Below are 14,875 nucleotides of genomic sequence, written 5' to 3'. Positions count from 1 at the left end.
GCGGGCGGTCAGGCCGCCTTGAGGCCGCCCGGCGTCTGTTCCTCGCTCCGGGTGCCGGCGCCCGGAGCCGGTATCCGTACCCCGTCGCGCGCCGCGCTCCGGTCCGCCCGCCGCGCCCTGCGCCGCTCACGGCGCAACTGGCGCGCCGTGCTGCTGGGCACGGACACGACTCCGTAACGCTGGTTCCACACCTGGCGCGTCACCCAGACGTCCAGCACACCCCAGGTCGCCACCACCGTCGAGGCCACACTGCTCAGCACCATCGGGAAGGCCAGCCAGGACCCCGCGAGCGTGCTGAGGAACGCGGTCATGGCTTGAATCAGTGTCACGGCGGTGATGATGACCGCGCGGACCGCCGCCGTCCTGACCGGATCCGGCAGGCGGTACGACCGCGCGGGCTCCTCGACCCACAACCCGCGGGACACCCGCTCGAACTCGCCTGCCGACACCGCACCCCGCCGCTCATCCGTCTGCATGGACCCCACTCCCCAACCCGCTGTCCGTCTCCAGGGTGACTGCCCGGCTCGTCACGCTTCACGCCGTCCCGGAATCGAACCGGACCCGAAATGTGATGCGCGAACCGCCCGCGGTACTCCCCGCTTCCCCCTGAACCCCGTACATAAGGACGAATGTCCACCCACAAAGATTCCCGACCGGATCGTCAAGCGAACGTTTTCGGCCATCTGTCTTGACTGGTACCTGTCTTCCGGTGCGGCTTCCCTACACCAGGAGCGGAAGCCATCTCGCCGAATACCGGGACAACTCATGATCAAGGCGTCAGGGGACGGCTGAAAAACATACGGACGTGTCTTCGAGATGCCGGTGTGACAGTAGTAGGCTCGCGCCGTTTGCTGACGAAGTATCTCCCGCAACAGGCGGGGATCGACCAGGGGGAGGCCATGCGCTTTCGCGGGAAATCCATCCGCCGGAAGATCGTGGCGCTGCTGCTCGTGCCGCTCATCGGGCTCACCGTCCTCTGGGGTCTCGCGACCACACTGGCCGGCACCGAGGCCAAGCAGCTCATCGATGTCAGTTACGCGATCGAGGAAATCGGCCACCCGGTGGAGGACGGCATCCGGGTCCTCCAGAGTGAGCGACGCCAGACACTGATCTTTCTTTCGGACCCCGAGGCCGCCGACTCGCTGACCGAGCTGCGCAGCCGCCGCGGTGACACGGACCGCGCCCTGACCAAGATCAGGCGCAACTCCGAGTCCGGCGTGCGGGACCGGATGGACACGATCACGTCCGACCGGCTCGGCAGACTCCTCGACGATCTCAACGGCCTCGATCTGATGCGCCGTTCCGTGGAGGAGAGCACCGTCACCCGTGAGGGTGCCCTGGACTTCTACAACAAGCTCATCGACCCCAGCCACAACGTCCTCGCCTCGCTCTACAGCAACGAGGACGTGGACGGCGACAACTGGGGCCGTGCGCTGATCGGCCTGGACCGCGCCAAGGAGATGCTCTCCCGCGAGGACGCGCTCGTCGCCTCCGCGCTGGTCGGCCGCGAGATGACGGCCGAGGACCTGCGCCGCACCTCGGACCTGGTCGCCAACCGCGTCCTGCTCTACGAGTCCAACCTGGCCGACCTGCCGCTCTCCGACCGCTCCACGCTGGAGCAGTACTGGCGGACCCCCGCCACCCTGGAACTGCGCGAGACCGAGGACCGTCTCATCGCCGCCGGGCCCGCCAAGAGCCCCAAGACGGTGAGCGCCAAGGGCTGGCAGCGGATGACCGCCTCCGTCCTGAGCGACCTCACCGACGAGTCCACGGAGGCCGCCACCCTCTACCGGGCCCACATCGACCCCGTACGCCAGGAAACCTTCGTCAGGACCGGACTCGCCGCGGCGCTCGGCCTTCTCACCCTCCTCATCTCCATCTTCGTCTCCACCCGCGTCGGCCGTGACCTGATCCGCGACCTCTCCCGGCTCCGCAAGGAGGCCCACGAGGTCTCCGGCGTACGCCTCCCGAGCGTCATGCGCAGGCTCGCCGCAGGCGACCCCGTCGACGTGGAGACCGAGGCGCCGCGCCTCGAATACGAGAGGGACGAGGTCGGCCAGGTCGGCCAGGCCCTCAACACCCTTCAGCGCGCCGCCGTCGAGGCCGCCGTCAAACAGGCCGACCTGCGCCGCGGCGTCTCCGAGGTGTTCGTCAACCTCGCCCGCCGCAACCAGGTCCTCCTCCACCGTCAGCTCACGCTCCTGGACACCATGGAGCGCCGTACGGAGGACACCGAGGAGCTCGCCGACCTCTTCCGCCTCGACCACCTCACCACCCGTATGCGGCGCCACGCCGAGGGTCTCGTGATCCTCTCCGGCGCCGCCCCCTCCCGCCAGTGGCGCAAGCCCGTCCAGCTCATGGACGTCGTACGCGCCGCCGTCGCCGAGGTCGAGGACTACGAGCGCATCGAGGTCCGCAGGCTCCCGCGGATCGGTGTCGGCGGCCCGGCCGTCGCCGACCTCACCCACCTCATCGCGGAACTCCTGGAGAACGCCACGGTGTTCTCGCCCCCGCACACCGCGGTACAGGTGCACGGCGAGCGGGTCGCCAACGGCTTCACCCTGGAGATCCACGACCGCGGTCTGGGCATGGCCCCCGAGGTGCTGCTCGACGCGAACCTCCGGCTCGCGGAGACCCCCGAGTTCGAACTGTCGGACACCGACCGGCTCGGACTGTTCGTCGTCAGCCGGCTCGCCCAGCGGCAGAACGTACGGGTCTCCCTCCAGCCCTCCCCGTACGGCGGTACGACGGCCATCGTCTTCCTGCCCGTCGCGCTGCTCACCGACGCCCCCGAGACGGAGGGCACCGGCTTCCGGCTCGACCGCAAGAACGCCCTGGAGCGGGGGCGCGGCCGTACCGACTCGGGCGGTGGACGGCTCACCGCCCTGGCGCAGGTCCCCACCGGACTGGGCAGCGGCCCGTCCGTGCTCGACGGCCCGGTCGAACTCGAAGCACCGGTCGGTGCTCTGGGCGCCGACAGCGGGCCGGTACTCGGCGGAGGTGACGGCATCGGCGATCTCGATGACACGGAGAGCGAGCGCGGCGGACTGTTCCGCGCGCGGGAGCACCTCCGCGATTCCACCCACGGCACCCACGGCACCCACGGCACCCACGACACCCAGGGCCGGCGCGACAGCCGAGACGCCTACGACGTGGCGGACACCCGCGACGGGCGTGACGCCCGGGGTGACCTGTACGACGTACGGGACCCCCGCATGAGCCGCGACGAACTGCGCGAACTCCGGGACGAGAACCGCCGCGAGGACACCCGCGACTTCCGCGAGCGCCGCGACGGCCGGGCCACCCCGTCCCCGCGCGGCCGGCACGCCCGCTACGACCAGGCTCCCGACACCGCAGCCGGCTCCGGGGCCGCCGACGAGCCGGTCCTGCCCCGCCGCAAGCCCCCGACCCTGGTCGCCGACCGCGGCAGGCGCGTGGACGAACCGGAGCGCGGCCCGGCGCAGGACGGGGGAGCGGGCGGGCGCACCCGGTCCGGCGTACCGTCGCAGACCTCCCGCCGCACACCGGGCGGAACACCGTCGGACGAGGCCCCGCCCATGATCGACGGACTGCCTCGCCGGGTCCGGCAGGCCAGCCTGGCCCCCCAGTTGAGGGACGTCGCGCAGGAAACGAACTCCGGCAAGGGGCCCGCCGCGGGTCAGGACAGCGAGCGGGACGCGGACGAGGTCCGCAGCCGTATGGCCTCGCTCCAACGCGGCTGGCAGCGCGGTCGTCGGCAGAACGACGCCGAGGACTCCAGCGGCCGGGGCGAGACACAAGGAACCACATCGGAGGGGGACGGTCGATGACCGCACCGAATGTCGCAGCACGCTCCACCGACCCCAATGGCGCGGGAGAGCTCAACTGGCTGCTCGACGAGTTGGTCGAGCGGGTCGCCAGCATCCGGAAAGCGGTGGTCCTTTCCGGGGACGGCCTCGCCACCGGCACGTCGAAGGACCTGACGCGCGAGGACGGTGAGCATCTCGCGGCCGTCGCCTCCGGATTCCACAGCCTCGCCAAGGGCGTGGGCCGGCACTTCGAGGCGGGCAGGGTCCGGCAGACCGTGGTCGAGCTCGACGACGCCTTCCTCTTCGTGACCGCGGCGGGCGACGGCAGTTGTCTCGCCGTGCTCTCCGACGCCGACTCGGACGTCGGCCAGGTCGCCTACGAGATGACGCTCATGGTCAAGCGGGTCGGGGTCCACCTGGGTACGGCCCCACGGACCGGCCTGCCCGCCGGAGGGTGAGTGGGCTGAGATGAGTGACTCAGGTCAGGATCCGCAGCACTGGTTCGACGGCGAAGCCGGACCGGTGGTGCGCCCGTACGCGATGACGCGTGGCCGCACCAGCAGCGCGACGCGCCACCAACTCGACCTGATCGCGCTCGTCGTATGCGAACCCGAGGCCGGTGACCCCGGCCGGGACCAGACGCTCTCCCCGGAACACGTGGAGATCGTGGATCGCTGCTACACGAGCCCCCAGTCGATCGCCGAGCTCTCGGCGGGCCTCGACCTCCCCGTAGGGGTGGTCAGGGTGCTCGTCGGAGATCTCGTCGAGGACGAAATCGTGCGTGTAACCCGTCCCGTTCCGCCGGCCGAGCTGCCGGACGTGAGCATTCTCCGCGAGGTGATCAATGGTCTTCGGGCGCTCTAGCCGCAGGCAGCGTCCGGTCGATCCGGTGGCGCTGAAGATCCTGGTCGCGGGCGGCTTCGGGGTGGGCAAGACCACCCTGGTCGGCGCCGTGAGCGAGATCAGGCCGCTCCGTACGGAAGAGGTACTGAGCGAGGCCGGCCGGCCCGTCGACGACATCGACGGCGTCGAGTCCAAGACGACCACCACGGTCGCCATGGACTTCGGCCGGATCACCCTCCGCGAGGACCTGGTGCTGTACGTCTTCGGCACCCCCGGGCAGGACCGCTTCTGGTTCCTCTGGGACGAGCTGGCCCAGGGCGCCCTGGGCGCCGTCGTGCTGGCCGACACGAGGCGGCTCGCCGACTCCTTCGCGGCCGTCGACTACTTCGAGCGGCGCGGCATCCCGTTCACGGTCGCCGTCAACTGCTTCGAGGGGGCCGACCGCTTCCCCGGGGAGACCGTACGCTCGGCGCTCGACCTCGATCCCGAGGTCCCGCTGGTGATGTGCGACGCGCGCGAACGCGAGTCCGTGAAGGAGGTGCTGGTCTCGGTGGTCGAACACGCCATGAACCGCGCGGCCCTGCAACGTGAGCACGCGCCCACCTCCTGACCCCTCCCCGCCCGGCCTCCGGTGGGACCGTACGGTGACACCGGAGGGACCGTACGGTGACCGAAACCTCACGGTCCGGAACGAGAACCGGAAACGGCTGACCGGCGTCCCCCACCAGGGGGACGGCCGGAGCCCACGGGGGTGGTCCCGGCCGTCCCGCACCGTTCTCCGGCTCAGTGGCCGAGAACCGAGCGCCACGCCACCGGGAAGTCGAAGTAGCGGTCGGGGAACGTCTCCGGCTTGTGGGTGAAGTGCCACCACTCCTCGGGCAGGTTGGTGAACCCCACCTCGGCCAGCGTCGACCTCAGGAGCTGCCGGTTGGCGCGCTGCTCGCCCCGGATCCGCGGATCGTCGGTGTGCGAGAGCGTGTCGAAACAGTCGAAGCCGGTCCCCATGTCGACGGAGTTGTCCGGGAACCGCTTCTCCTTCGGTCCGTGGCACGGAGCGAGCCGCTCACCCGGTACGTACGGACGCGTGGGCAGGGCCGGCAGCTTCACGAGCGTCAGATCCACCGTGGAGCCCCGGCTGTGCCCGGACTTCTCCGCGATGTAACCGTCCTCGAACAGCCGCGACTTGTCGACCCGCGGATAGAACTCCGCCTTCATACGCTGGTCCTGGAGGTCCTTCGCCCAGCGCACGAAGTGGTCGACGGCCCGCTGCGGCCGGTAACAGTCGTACACCTTCAGGGAGTAGCCCCGCCGCAGCAGCTCCGACTGCGCGGTGCGCAGCGCCCGAGCGGTGGAGCGGGTGACGATGCAGACCGGCTCCCGGTAGCCGTCCACCGGCCCGCCGAGGAACGTGTGCCGGGTCGGATAGCGCATCTCGTGGATGATCGTCGGCGCGACCGTGCGCAGGGCGACGAACTCCCCGGGCGCCGTCGGCCCGGAGAGCGCCGGCGCGGGCGCCGCACCGGCGGCCGGGGCCGTGGCGGTGACCGGGAGCAGTGCGGCGGCCCCTGCGGCGATGACGGCGAGGGCGCGGCGGAACGCGATTCCTGTCATGAACATATGGATCTATCAGCTTCACGGACGCGGGGAAAGAGCCATCGCATACAGTCCGTCGGCGCCCGTTCCCCGTTCCCCGGCGCCCGGTACGCCGGTACGGGGCCGCCGCGCCCCCGTACCGGTCAGCGGCCCCCGTACCGGTCAGCGGCGGCCCAGGCCCCTGACCCGTACCGGCCACCGCGGCTCCACCACGCCCCCCTCCGTCACCCGCTCCACCCGGACCACGCCGTCCACCAGCCGCGAGGTGTACCGCTCCACCTGGGGCACGGGCTCGGCCACGGGATCCACGCCGCCGTCCGTGCCGTCCGCCGGCTTCCGCCCCTCGTCCTGCGGATCCAGCACCACCAGCCCACCACCCGCGCGCCCCGCCACCGGAGCCCACGCCTCCAGCTCCAGACCGCCGTCCGCACCCCGCACCGGAATCACCGCACCCGCCCGGGCCAGCACCGGGATACGGGACGGCGGCGCGTCCAGCAGCACTTGGCCTGGCCCCTCGTACGCCTCCTCCGTCGCCGTGTCGTACCACTGCCCCGGCGGCAGCCGCACCGCCCGCCGGTCAGCGCCGCGCGTCAGCACCGGCGCCACCAGCAGCGAGTCACCCAGCAGAAACGCGTCCTCGCAGTCGCGCAGGCCCCGGTCCTCCGGCGCGCCCCACCACAGAGGCCGGACGTACGGCGCCCCCGTCAGCCGGGCGAGCTGGGCCAGCGTCACGAAGTACGGCCGCAGCCGCTCCCGCTCGTCGAGCGCCGCCCGCGCGTGCTCCAGCACCCGCGGACCGAACTCCCACGGCTCCCTGCGCCCCGCGTCGATCGCCGCGTGCGTACGGAACAGCGGCAGATACGCGCCGAGCTGGAACCAGCGCAGAAACAGCTCGGGCGACGGACTCCCGTCGAAACCGCCCACGTCAGGACCCGAGTACGGCACCCCGCACAGCCCCAGACCCAGCACCAGCGCGAGCGAAGCGCGCAGCCCGGGCCACCCCGTCGACACATCACCGGACCAGGTCCCGCCGTACCGCTGCATCCCCGCCCAGCCGGAGCGCGAGAAGAGGAACGGCCGCTCGCCGGGGCGCAGCCGCCGCAGCGCCTCGTACCCGGCCCGCGCCATCGTCAGCGCGTACACGTTGTGGGCCTCGCGGTGATCACCGCCCCGCCCCTCCAGCACATGCCGGGACGAGCGCGGCAGCGTCGGGTCGCCGAACGGCGCGAAGGACACCGGCTCGTTCATGTCGTGCCACACCCCGGCGAACCCCTGCGCCAGCCGCTCCTCGTACAGCCCGCCCCACCAGTCACGTACCGCCGGATCGGTGAAATCCGGATAGACACACTCACCGGGCCAGACGACCCCCCGCACCGGATGCCCCCGCGCGTCCCGTACGAACGCCCCGCCGCCCCGCGACTCCCCGTCGCGCGCACCGAGCGCGCGCCCGCTGTCGTACACCGCGTTCCCGGGCTCCGCCTTCACCGCGGGATCGACGATCGAGACCAGCCGTACCCCCTCCGCGCGCAACTCCGCCGCGAGCCCCGGCAGATCCGGGAACCGCTCACGGTCGACGGTGAAGACCTGATGCGCGTCGTAGTGATCGATGTCGAGGTGGACCGCCGACAGCGGCAGATCCCGCTCCCGGTACCCGGCCACGATCCGCCGCACCTCCCGCTCGCTGCCGAACCCCCACCGCGCGTGCTGCGGACCGAGCGCCCAGGACGGCGGCGCCACCGGCGCACCGCTCAGCGCCGTCCAGCCGTGCAGCACCCGCGCGGGCGTGCCCGTCACCACCCAGCAGCGCAGCGGCCCGCCGTCCATCCGCAGCTCGGCGGTGCCCGGCCGGTCGTGCCCGGAACCCGCGCCCTCCTCGCCCTCCCGGAGCGTGACCCGCCCGTCCCAGGAGTTGTCGTGGAAGGCGAGATGCGTCCCCGCGTCCGCCACCACGAGCTGCACCGGCATCGTCACGTACAGCGGATCGTCCCCGGGACCGAAGCCGCCGCCCGGATCCGTGTTCCACAGCCGGTACGTGCCGTCGCGCAGCCGCGGCCCCGACGCCCGGCCGCCCAGACCGAAGAACCGGGCGTCCGCCGCCACCTCCGTCCGCTGCACCCAGCGCGCCCCGCCCCCCGCCACCGGCTCCCACCAGCGGGGCGGCAGCTCCCGGCGGAGCGCCACACCCCCCGGCGTACGGACCTCCACCCCTCCGTGGCGTGACACCGCCACCGTCACCCACTGCGACACCACCCGCCAGCCGCCGTCCTTGTCCGGTTCGAGCCCGGCCCGCGGATCCGGCTCCGGCGGTCCACCGGCCAGCCCGTACGACGGCAGCGGACCCGCCCCGTCCCACCCCCAGAAGACCGCGCCGCCCGCCATGACGCACACCCGCAGCTCAGCCCGGGCGAACCGGACGATCCCGCCCCCCGGCGAAGGCTCCGCCCCGGCGACCGGACCCGGCACCCTGGCCCGCTCCGGGCCGCGCGGAGCCAGCTCTCTGGCATCCGCCCGCCGCCCACGCCACGCCGACCGTACGGAGCGCAGCCCCCGCACCGATCCGGCCACTTTCATCGAACGCACCAGTTCCCGACCGTCCATGCCGCTCAGCCTGCCATCCGGGCCGCCTCCAGGAGACACCGTTCAACTCCCGTTCACCCGTGGCGACCCCGGCCCGACATCGAGGACGGAACCTGGTGCCGGGGACGATCACATGGCATCGTCCGTACCACGTCACCGTGTGACCACTGCCGAGCCAGCCGGGAGCCGCCCCATGACCGCAGCCGCCAGCCCCGACACCCCCCTGTGGCAGCCGGGCCAGGACCGTATCGCCACGGCCGGGATCACCCGCTTCCAGACCTGGGCGGCGGAGCGGTACGGCGCACCGGCCGAGGGCGGCTACGCGGCGCTGCACCGCTGGTCGGTGGAGGAGCTGGAGAGCTTCTGGGCAGCCGTCGCCGACTGGTTCGACATCCGGTTCTCCACCCCGTACGAACGCGTCCTGGGCGACCGCGCCATGCCCGGCGCCCAGTGGTTCCCCGGCGCCACCCTCAACTACGCGGAGCACGCCCTGCGCACGGCGGACGACCCGGCCCGCGCCCACGAACCGGCGCTCCTGTACGTCGACGAGACGCACGAACAGACCGCGGTGAGCTGGGCGGAACTGCGCCGCCAGGTGACCGCCCTCGCGGCCCGGCTGCGGGAACTGGGCGTACGCCCCGGGGACCGCGTCAGCGGCTACCTCCCCAACATCCCGCAGGCCGTCACGGCGTTCCTCGCCACCGCGGCCGTCGGCGGGACCTGGACCTCCTGCGCGCCCGACTTCGGCGCCCGCGGCGTACTGGACCGCTTCCAGCAGGTCGAACCCGTCGTGCTCCTCACCGTCGACGGCTACCGCTACGGCGGCAAGGAGCACGACCGCACCGGGACCGTCGCGGAACTCCGCCGAGAACTGCCCACCCTGCGGGCCGTGATCCACATCCCGCTGCTGGGCACACCGGCGCCGGACGGGGCCCTCGACTGGGCGGACGTCACGGCGCCGGCCGGCGGGACACCCGACGCGGCGCCGGACCTCGCGTACGAACAGGTCCCCTTCGACCACCCCCTGTGGGTCCTGTACTCCTCCGGCACCACCGGACTGCCCAAGGCGATCGTCCAGTCCCAGGGCGGCATCCTCCTCGAACACGTCAAGCAGCTCGGCCTGCACTGCGACCTGGGCCCCGAGGACCGCTTCTTCTGGTACACCTCCACCGGCTGGATGATGTGGAACTTCCTCGTCTCCGGACTGCTCACCGGTACCACGGTCGTGCTGTACGACGGCAGCCCCGGCCACCCCTCCGTCGACGCCCAGTGGGGCGTCGCCGAGCGGACCGGCGCCACCCTCTTCGGCACCTCGGCCGCGTACGTCATGGCCTGCCGCAAGGCCGGGGTGCACCCCGGCCGCGACCACGACCTCTCCCGTATCGGCTGCGTCGCCACCACCGGATCACCGCTGCCGCCCGACGGGTTCCGCTGGCTCCACGACGAGGTCGCCGAGGACCTGTGGATCGCCTCCGTCAGTGGCGGCACCGACGTGTGCAGTTGCTTCGCCGGAGCCGTCCCCACCCTCCCCGTTCACGTGGGGGAACTCCAGGCGCCCTGTCTCGGTACCGACCTCCAGGCGTGGGACGCCCAGGGCCGGCCGGTCATCGGCGAGGTCGGCGAACTGATCGTCACCCAGCCCATGCCGTCCATGCCCGTCCGCTTCTGGAACGACCCCGACGGCAGCCGCTACCGCGACAGCTACTTCGAGATGTTCCCCGGCGCCTGGCGCCACGGCGACTGGATCACCCTCACCGACCGGGGGTCCGTCATCATCCACGGCCGGTCCGACTCCACCCTCAACCGCCAGGGCGTCCGGATGGGCTCCGCCGATATCTACGAAGCCGTCGAACGTCTCCCCGAGATCAGGGAATCGCTGGTCATCGGCGTGGAGGAGCCGGACGGCGGCTACTGGATGCCGCTCTTCGTCCATCTCGCCGAGGGCGCCGTACTCGACGACGAACTGCGCACCCGCGTCAAGCGGACGATCCGCGAACAGCTCTCGCCGCGCCATGTCCCGGACGAGATCATCGAAGCCCCCGGCATTCCGCACACACTGACGGGCAAACGCATCGAGGTCCCGGTCAAACGCCTCCTCCAGGGAACGCCACTGGACAAGGCCGTCAACGCCGGCTCCGTCGACAACCTCGAACTGCTCCGTTTCTACGAGAAACTCGCCCGCGAGCGCCCCTGACCCGGCGGCCGGACCTCGCGGCCCGACCCCGTTGTCAGACCCCCTGATTACGCTGAGTGAGCAAAGATCGTCCGTGCTCAGGGGGAATGATGACGCACACCGACCACACGCACACCGACCGTGCCGGTACGGACCGCGCCGGTACCGACCGCGGCCACACCGGCCGGGGAAACCGCACCCGCGCGGCCAGGCGGCGCATCCTGCGCCGCGAAGTCCCCAGCATCGTCGGCCTGCTGGCCGACGAGCGGGACTTCGCCGCGATGCGGAGCTATCGCAGCTTCGCCTTCGACGACCACCCGGCCTATCTGCGGCAGCTCGACGGACTGCTGAGGGCGCTGGCCTCACAGGGGGTGCACACCACCGTCGCCCTCTTCGACCCGGAGGAGTTCGCCGCATACTGCGCGGAGACGGGGCTCGACCCGGACACCCCGGCCAGCCGCAGCCGCTTCACCGCCGCCATCCCGGCGAGCGGCGCCACCGTCGCCTACACGGGCCAGCCCATCGACACCCTGGTCCCGCAACTCATCAACACCGCGATCCGCAGGGCCACCTGGGAGTACGTGACGACGCTCCTCGCCGACCTCGGCGCGTGCGCCGAGTGCGGACAGGACATCGGACGCGCGGCCTTCGACCGGGCCTCCCACATCCTGCTGCGCCTGCTGGAGGAGGCGGGTCCCGGCACGCACCATCTCGTGTGCAGCGTCCCGGCGGCCGACGAACAGCTCCTGGCCGTCCTGCACGCGGACCGCGACGAGGGCGCCCCGCCGACCTCCGGCGCCACGGCACCCGGCGCCGGCACGTTCCTCGACGGCGCGCCGGCCCTGTTCGACGCGTCCGAGGCCGCCGAGTTCGTCACCGTGCTCGCCGCGGGCGTCGCCCTGGAGAGCGCCGGGGGAGTGGTGCTCCGTACGACGGTCCCCGGCACCCCGGACCGGCTGCGCGGCTGGCGCCTGGCCGCCGGAAACCTCGTCCCCCTCACCGAGGGCGAGGTCTTCAGCGCCTACTGCACCGACGCGGACACCGGAGAGCCGCTCTCACCCGAGCCGGGGGTGGAGTACCGGGCGGGCTTCGACCTGCGCCTGGACGACACGGGCACCCACCACTGACAACGGAAGAGGGGCTTGTCCGCCGTGCACGGCGGACAAGCCCCTCAGGATCTCCGGTCACCGGGGGTCCCGGGTCACGGGATCATTCGCCGGACAGCACCGCCTGCGCGGCCTTCCGCGCCTCCTCGGCGGAGTCCGTAGCCCGCGCCGCGGCGGCGGCACGCTCGCACTGCGCCAGCGTGTGCTTGGCCAGCGCCGACCGCACATAAGGAATCGAGGCCGCGCCCATCGACAACGACGTCACACCGAGACCGGTGAGCACACAGGCGAGCAGCGGATCGGCGGCAGCCTCACCGCACACACCGCAGCTCTTGCCCTCCGCCTTCGCGCCCTCGGCCGACAGCGCCACCAGGTCGAGCAGCGCGGGCTGCCACGGGTCCTGGAGCCGCGAGACGGCCCCCACCTGACGGTCGGCGGCAAAGGTGTACTGGGCCAGGTCGTTGGTCCCCAGCGAAAGGAACTCGACCTCCTGAAGGATCGACCGCGCCCGCAGAGCGGCCGACGGAATCTCCACCATCGCACCGAACTTCGCGTTCAGCCCCGCCTCACGGCAGGCGTCCGCGAACGCCTTGGCGTCGGCGCGGTCGGCCACCATCGGCGCCATGACCTCCAGATACACCGGCAGTCCGGCCGACGCCTTCGACAGCGCGGTGAGCTGGGTACGCAGCACATCGGGGTGGTCCAGCAGGCTCCGCAGCCCCCGCACGCCCAGCGCCGGGTTCGGCTCGTCGGCGGGCGTCAGGAAGTCCAGCGGCTTGTCCGCGCCGGCGTCCAGCACCCGCACGACCACCCGGCCCTCGGGGAACGCTTCGAGGACCTTGCGGTACGCCTCGACCTGCTTCTCCTCCGACGGGGCCCGCTCGCTGTCGTCCAGGAACAGGAACTCGGTACGGAACAGACCGACGCCCTCCGCCCCCGCCTCGACCGCGGCCGGCACATCCGCGGGCCCGCCCACATTGGCGAGCAGGGGCACCTTGTGCCCGTCGGATGTCGCACCGGGCCCGGTGGACGCGGAGAGCGCGGCCTTCCGCGCGGCGGCGGCCGCCTCCAGCTCGGCCCGCTTCGCGGGTTCCGGCTCGACGAAGATCTCGCCCGTACTGCCGTCGACCGCGATCACGGTGCCCTCGGAGATCTCCCCCGCACCCGGCAGCGCGACCACGGCGGGCACGCCGAGCGCACGCGCCAGGATCGCGCTGTGACTCGTCGGCCCGCCCTCCTCGGTCACGAAGCCGAGCACCAGCGCCGGGTCGAGCAGCGCCGTGTCCGCCGGGGCGAGATCGCGCGCGATCAGTACGTACGGCTCGTCGCTGTCCGGCACACCGGGCATCGGAACCCCCAGCAGCCGGGCGACGATACGATTCCGCACATCGTCCAGGTCCGCGACCCGCCCGGCGAGGTACTCACCGGCTCCCGCGAGCAGGGCCCGGTACGAGGCGAACGCGTCGTAGACACCACGCTCGGCCGTGGACCCGACGGCGATACGCCGCTCCACATCGGCCATCAGCTCGGGGTCCTGCGCCATCAGCGCCTGAGCCTCCAGCACGGCCTGGGCCTCCCCGCCGGCCAGATTGCCCCGGGCGACCAGATCGGCGGCCACCGCCTCGACGGCCTGGTGCGCGCGCCCCTGTTCGCGCTCCGCCTCCTCCACCGGGATCTGCTTGGCCGGCGGTTCGAGCACCGCGGTCCCCATGTGCCGGACCTCGCCGATCGCCACTCCGTGGCTGACCCCGACGCCTCGCAGAGTTGACTCCATTTCACCCGTCTCCGGTTATGCGGCGACCAGCGCGCCGCGATGGATGTACGACGGACGCGCCGCGCCCGTCCCTGACATACGTCGCCGGCGTCACTGCCAGCCGAACAGCGGGTCGCCGGTCTTCACATCGCCGTCCTCGCGGACGTCACCGAGCGCGTCGGGGGTGGCCTCCAGCGCCACGACCGGGCAGATCGGTGACTTGCCGGCCTGCTCGACGGCGGCCGGGTCCCAGCGCACGACACCCTGTCCACGGCTGACCGTGTCGCCCTTGTTGACGAGCAGTTCGAAACCTTCCCCGTTGAGCTGCACCGTGTCGATACCGAGGTGCGTCAGCACTCCGTGCCCCTCGTCGTCCACGACGACAAAGGCATGAGGGTGGAGAGAGACGACCACTCCGTCCACAGGGGAGACCACCTCGCCTGGCGCCCGTTCCGGATCGATGGCGGTGCCGGGCCCCACCATCGCGCCCGAGAAGACCGGATCGGGGACAGCGGGCAATCCGATGGCACGTCCGGGCAGTGGGGCCGTGACGATGGTCATGGGGAGCCTCCCAGGGGGCGGAGAAAAAGTAAGGGGCCGCCGTCACCGTCCGTGAGGGGACGACGCGCTGTTCAGAAGGGTAAGTCATAGGAAGTGACGGTTCCGCGTAAGAGCTGCCGGTTGGCGGGCCTCGGCCCCACCGGAATCGATTTGCCTGCCCCGACCGGCGGGATGTACTGTCGTACTCCTGCCTGACACCAACACGACTTCGAGTCATGACTTCGCGTTGGGGGTCGGCAGCATCTATCAAGCCTTGATCGTCATTCGGACTCCGCTTCTGCATGCCTGCGGAACGGTGGTCAGGAAGCCGAAAAGGACCTGGTAGAGTTTGAAACACGAAATGCCGAAGGGAAGCGCCCGGAGGAAAGCCCCAGACAATGTTCTGCGGGTGAGTACGAAGGAAGCGTCCGTTCCTTGAGAACTCAACAGCGTGCCAAAAGTCAACGCCAGATATGTTGATACCCCGACCTGCCGAATCTTC

12 protein-coding genes are annotated in these 14,875 nt (G+C 71.6%); 6 read left to right on the top strand and 6 right to left on the bottom strand.

Features of this window, described 5'->3' with window-relative positions:
• Positions 1 to 8: 8 nt before the first annotated feature.
• On the bottom strand, positions 9 to 476 hold the full coding sequence (locus tag ACIO3P_RS28635; RefSeq protein ID WP_329828360.1) for a hypothetical protein: 468 nt from the start codon (positions 474 to 476) through the stop codon (positions 9 to 11).
• A gap of 423 nt (positions 477 to 899) precedes the next feature.
• Between ACIO3P_RS28635 and ACIO3P_RS28630 the strand changes: the two genes are divergently transcribed.
• Genes ACIO3P_RS28630 through ACIO3P_RS28615 form a run of 4 tightly spaced genes read left to right on the top strand, consistent with a single transcriptional unit; the run spans position 900 to position 5,241 of the window.
• The gene (locus tag ACIO3P_RS28630; protein ID WP_401854519.1) at positions 900 to 3,809 is read left to right on the top strand and encodes a nitrate- and nitrite sensing domain-containing protein; all 2,910 of its coding nucleotides are present in this window, start codon (positions 900 to 902) and stop codon (positions 3,807 to 3,809) included.
• Entirely contained in the window at positions 3,806 to 4,246 is a 441-nt protein-coding gene (locus ACIO3P_RS28625; protein WP_329828359.1) for a roadblock/LC7 domain-containing protein, read from the top strand. The genes ACIO3P_RS28630 and ACIO3P_RS28625 overlap by 4 nt, the downstream gene beginning before the upstream one ends.
• 10 nt (positions 4,247 to 4,256) lie before the next feature.
• Entirely contained in the window at positions 4,257 to 4,652 is a 396-nt protein-coding gene (locus ACIO3P_RS28620) for a DUF742 domain-containing protein (RefSeq protein ID WP_329828358.1), read from the top strand.
• Positions 4,633 to 5,241 carry an ATP/GTP-binding protein gene (locus ACIO3P_RS28615; RefSeq protein WP_329828357.1) on the top strand — a complete coding sequence of 203 codons (609 nt, stop codon included), beginning with the start codon at positions 4,633 to 4,635 and terminating at the stop codon, positions 5,239 to 5,241. The genes ACIO3P_RS28620 and ACIO3P_RS28615 overlap by 20 nt, the downstream gene beginning before the upstream one ends.
• 173 nt (positions 5,242 to 5,414) lie before the next feature.
• Here ACIO3P_RS28615 and ACIO3P_RS28610 read toward each other — a convergent pair whose 3' ends face one another.
• Both ACIO3P_RS28610 and ACIO3P_RS28605 read right to left on the bottom strand, forming a co-directional pair.
• Positions 5,415 to 6,242, bottom strand: coding sequence for a M15 family metallopeptidase (locus tag ACIO3P_RS28610; protein WP_401854464.1), 828 nt, complete (start codon positions 6,240 to 6,242; stop codon positions 5,415 to 5,417).
• A gap of 144 nt (positions 6,243 to 6,386) precedes the next feature.
• Positions 6,387 to 8,822, bottom strand: coding sequence for a TIM-barrel domain-containing protein (locus tag ACIO3P_RS28605; RefSeq protein WP_401854466.1), 2,436 nt, complete (start codon positions 8,820 to 8,822; stop codon positions 6,387 to 6,389).
• Positions 8,823 to 8,994: 172 nt separating this feature from the next.
• Between ACIO3P_RS28605 and ACIO3P_RS28600 the strand changes: the two genes are divergently transcribed.
• Entirely contained in the window at positions 8,995 to 10,995 is a 2,001-nt protein-coding gene (locus ACIO3P_RS28600) for an acetoacetate--CoA ligase (RefSeq protein WP_401854468.1), read from the top strand.
• An 89-nt stretch (positions 10,996 to 11,084) separates the two neighbouring features.
• Entirely contained in the window at positions 11,085 to 12,101 is a 1,017-nt protein-coding gene (locus ACIO3P_RS28595; protein WP_401854470.1) for a hypothetical protein, read from the top strand.
• Positions 12,102 to 12,183: 82 nt separating this feature from the next.
• Here ACIO3P_RS28595 and ptsP read toward each other — a convergent pair whose 3' ends face one another.
• The 3 genes from ptsP to ACIO3P_RS28580 all read right to left on the bottom strand — a co-directional run.
• Positions 12,184 to 13,854, bottom strand: a complete 1,671-nt coding sequence (gene ptsP, locus ACIO3P_RS28590; RefSeq protein WP_329828352.1) for a phosphoenolpyruvate--protein phosphotransferase — start codon at positions 13,852 to 13,854, stop codon at positions 12,184 to 12,186.
• A 90-nt stretch (positions 13,855 to 13,944) separates the two neighbouring features.
• Positions 13,945 to 14,394 carry a PTS glucose transporter subunit IIA gene (locus tag ACIO3P_RS28585; protein ID WP_329828351.1) on the bottom strand — a complete coding sequence of 150 codons (450 nt, stop codon included), beginning with the start codon at positions 14,392 to 14,394 and terminating at the stop codon, positions 13,945 to 13,947.
• A gap of 246 nt (positions 14,395 to 14,640) precedes the next feature.
• A partial coding sequence (locus ACIO3P_RS28580) for a hypothetical protein (protein ID WP_401978233.1) occupies positions 14,641 to 14,875 on the bottom strand: 235 nt, incomplete at its 5' end.

Origin of the sequence: Streptomyces sp. NPDC087310 (assembly GCF_044744405.1) — a bacterium.
GTDB lineage: Bacteria > Actinomycetota > Actinomycetes > Streptomycetales > Streptomycetaceae > Streptomyces.
Note: the sequence above shows the minus strand (reverse complement) of the source record. Positions and strands in the feature narration are given on the sequence as shown.

Coding starts and splice junctions, on each gene's coding strand:
- ACIO3P_RS28635 (WP_329828360.1), bottom strand. CDS start 476: ATGCAGACGGATGAGCGGCGGGGTGCGGTGTCGGCAGGCGAGTTCGAG.
- ACIO3P_RS28630 (WP_401854519.1), top strand. CDS start 900: ATGCGCTTTCGCGGGAAATCCATCCGCCGGAAGATCGTGGCGCTGCTG.
- ACIO3P_RS28625 (WP_329828359.1), top strand. CDS start 3,806: ATGACCGCACCGAATGTCGCAGCACGCTCCACCGACCCCAATGGCGCG.
- ACIO3P_RS28620 (WP_329828358.1), top strand. CDS start 4,257: ATGAGTGACTCAGGTCAGGATCCGCAGCACTGGTTCGACGGCGAAGCC.
- ACIO3P_RS28615 (WP_329828357.1), top strand. CDS start 4,633: ATGGTCTTCGGGCGCTCTAGCCGCAGGCAGCGTCCGGTCGATCCGGTG.
- ACIO3P_RS28610 (WP_401854464.1), bottom strand. CDS start 6,242: ATGACAGGAATCGCGTTCCGCCGCGCCCTCGCCGTCATCGCCGCAGGG.
- ACIO3P_RS28605 (WP_401854466.1), bottom strand. CDS start 8,822: ATGGACGGTCGGGAACTGGTGCGTTCGATGAAAGTGGCCGGATCGGTG.
- ACIO3P_RS28600 (WP_401854468.1), top strand. CDS start 8,995: ATGACCGCAGCCGCCAGCCCCGACACCCCCCTGTGGCAGCCGGGCCAG.
- ACIO3P_RS28595 (WP_401854470.1), top strand. CDS start 11,085: ATGACGCACACCGACCACACGCACACCGACCGTGCCGGTACGGACCGC.
- ptsP (WP_329828352.1), bottom strand. CDS start 13,854: ATGGAGTCAACTCTGCGAGGCGTCGGGGTCAGCCACGGAGTGGCGATC.
- ACIO3P_RS28585 (WP_329828351.1), bottom strand. CDS start 14,394: ATGACCATCGTCACGGCCCCACTGCCCGGACGTGCCATCGGATTGCCC.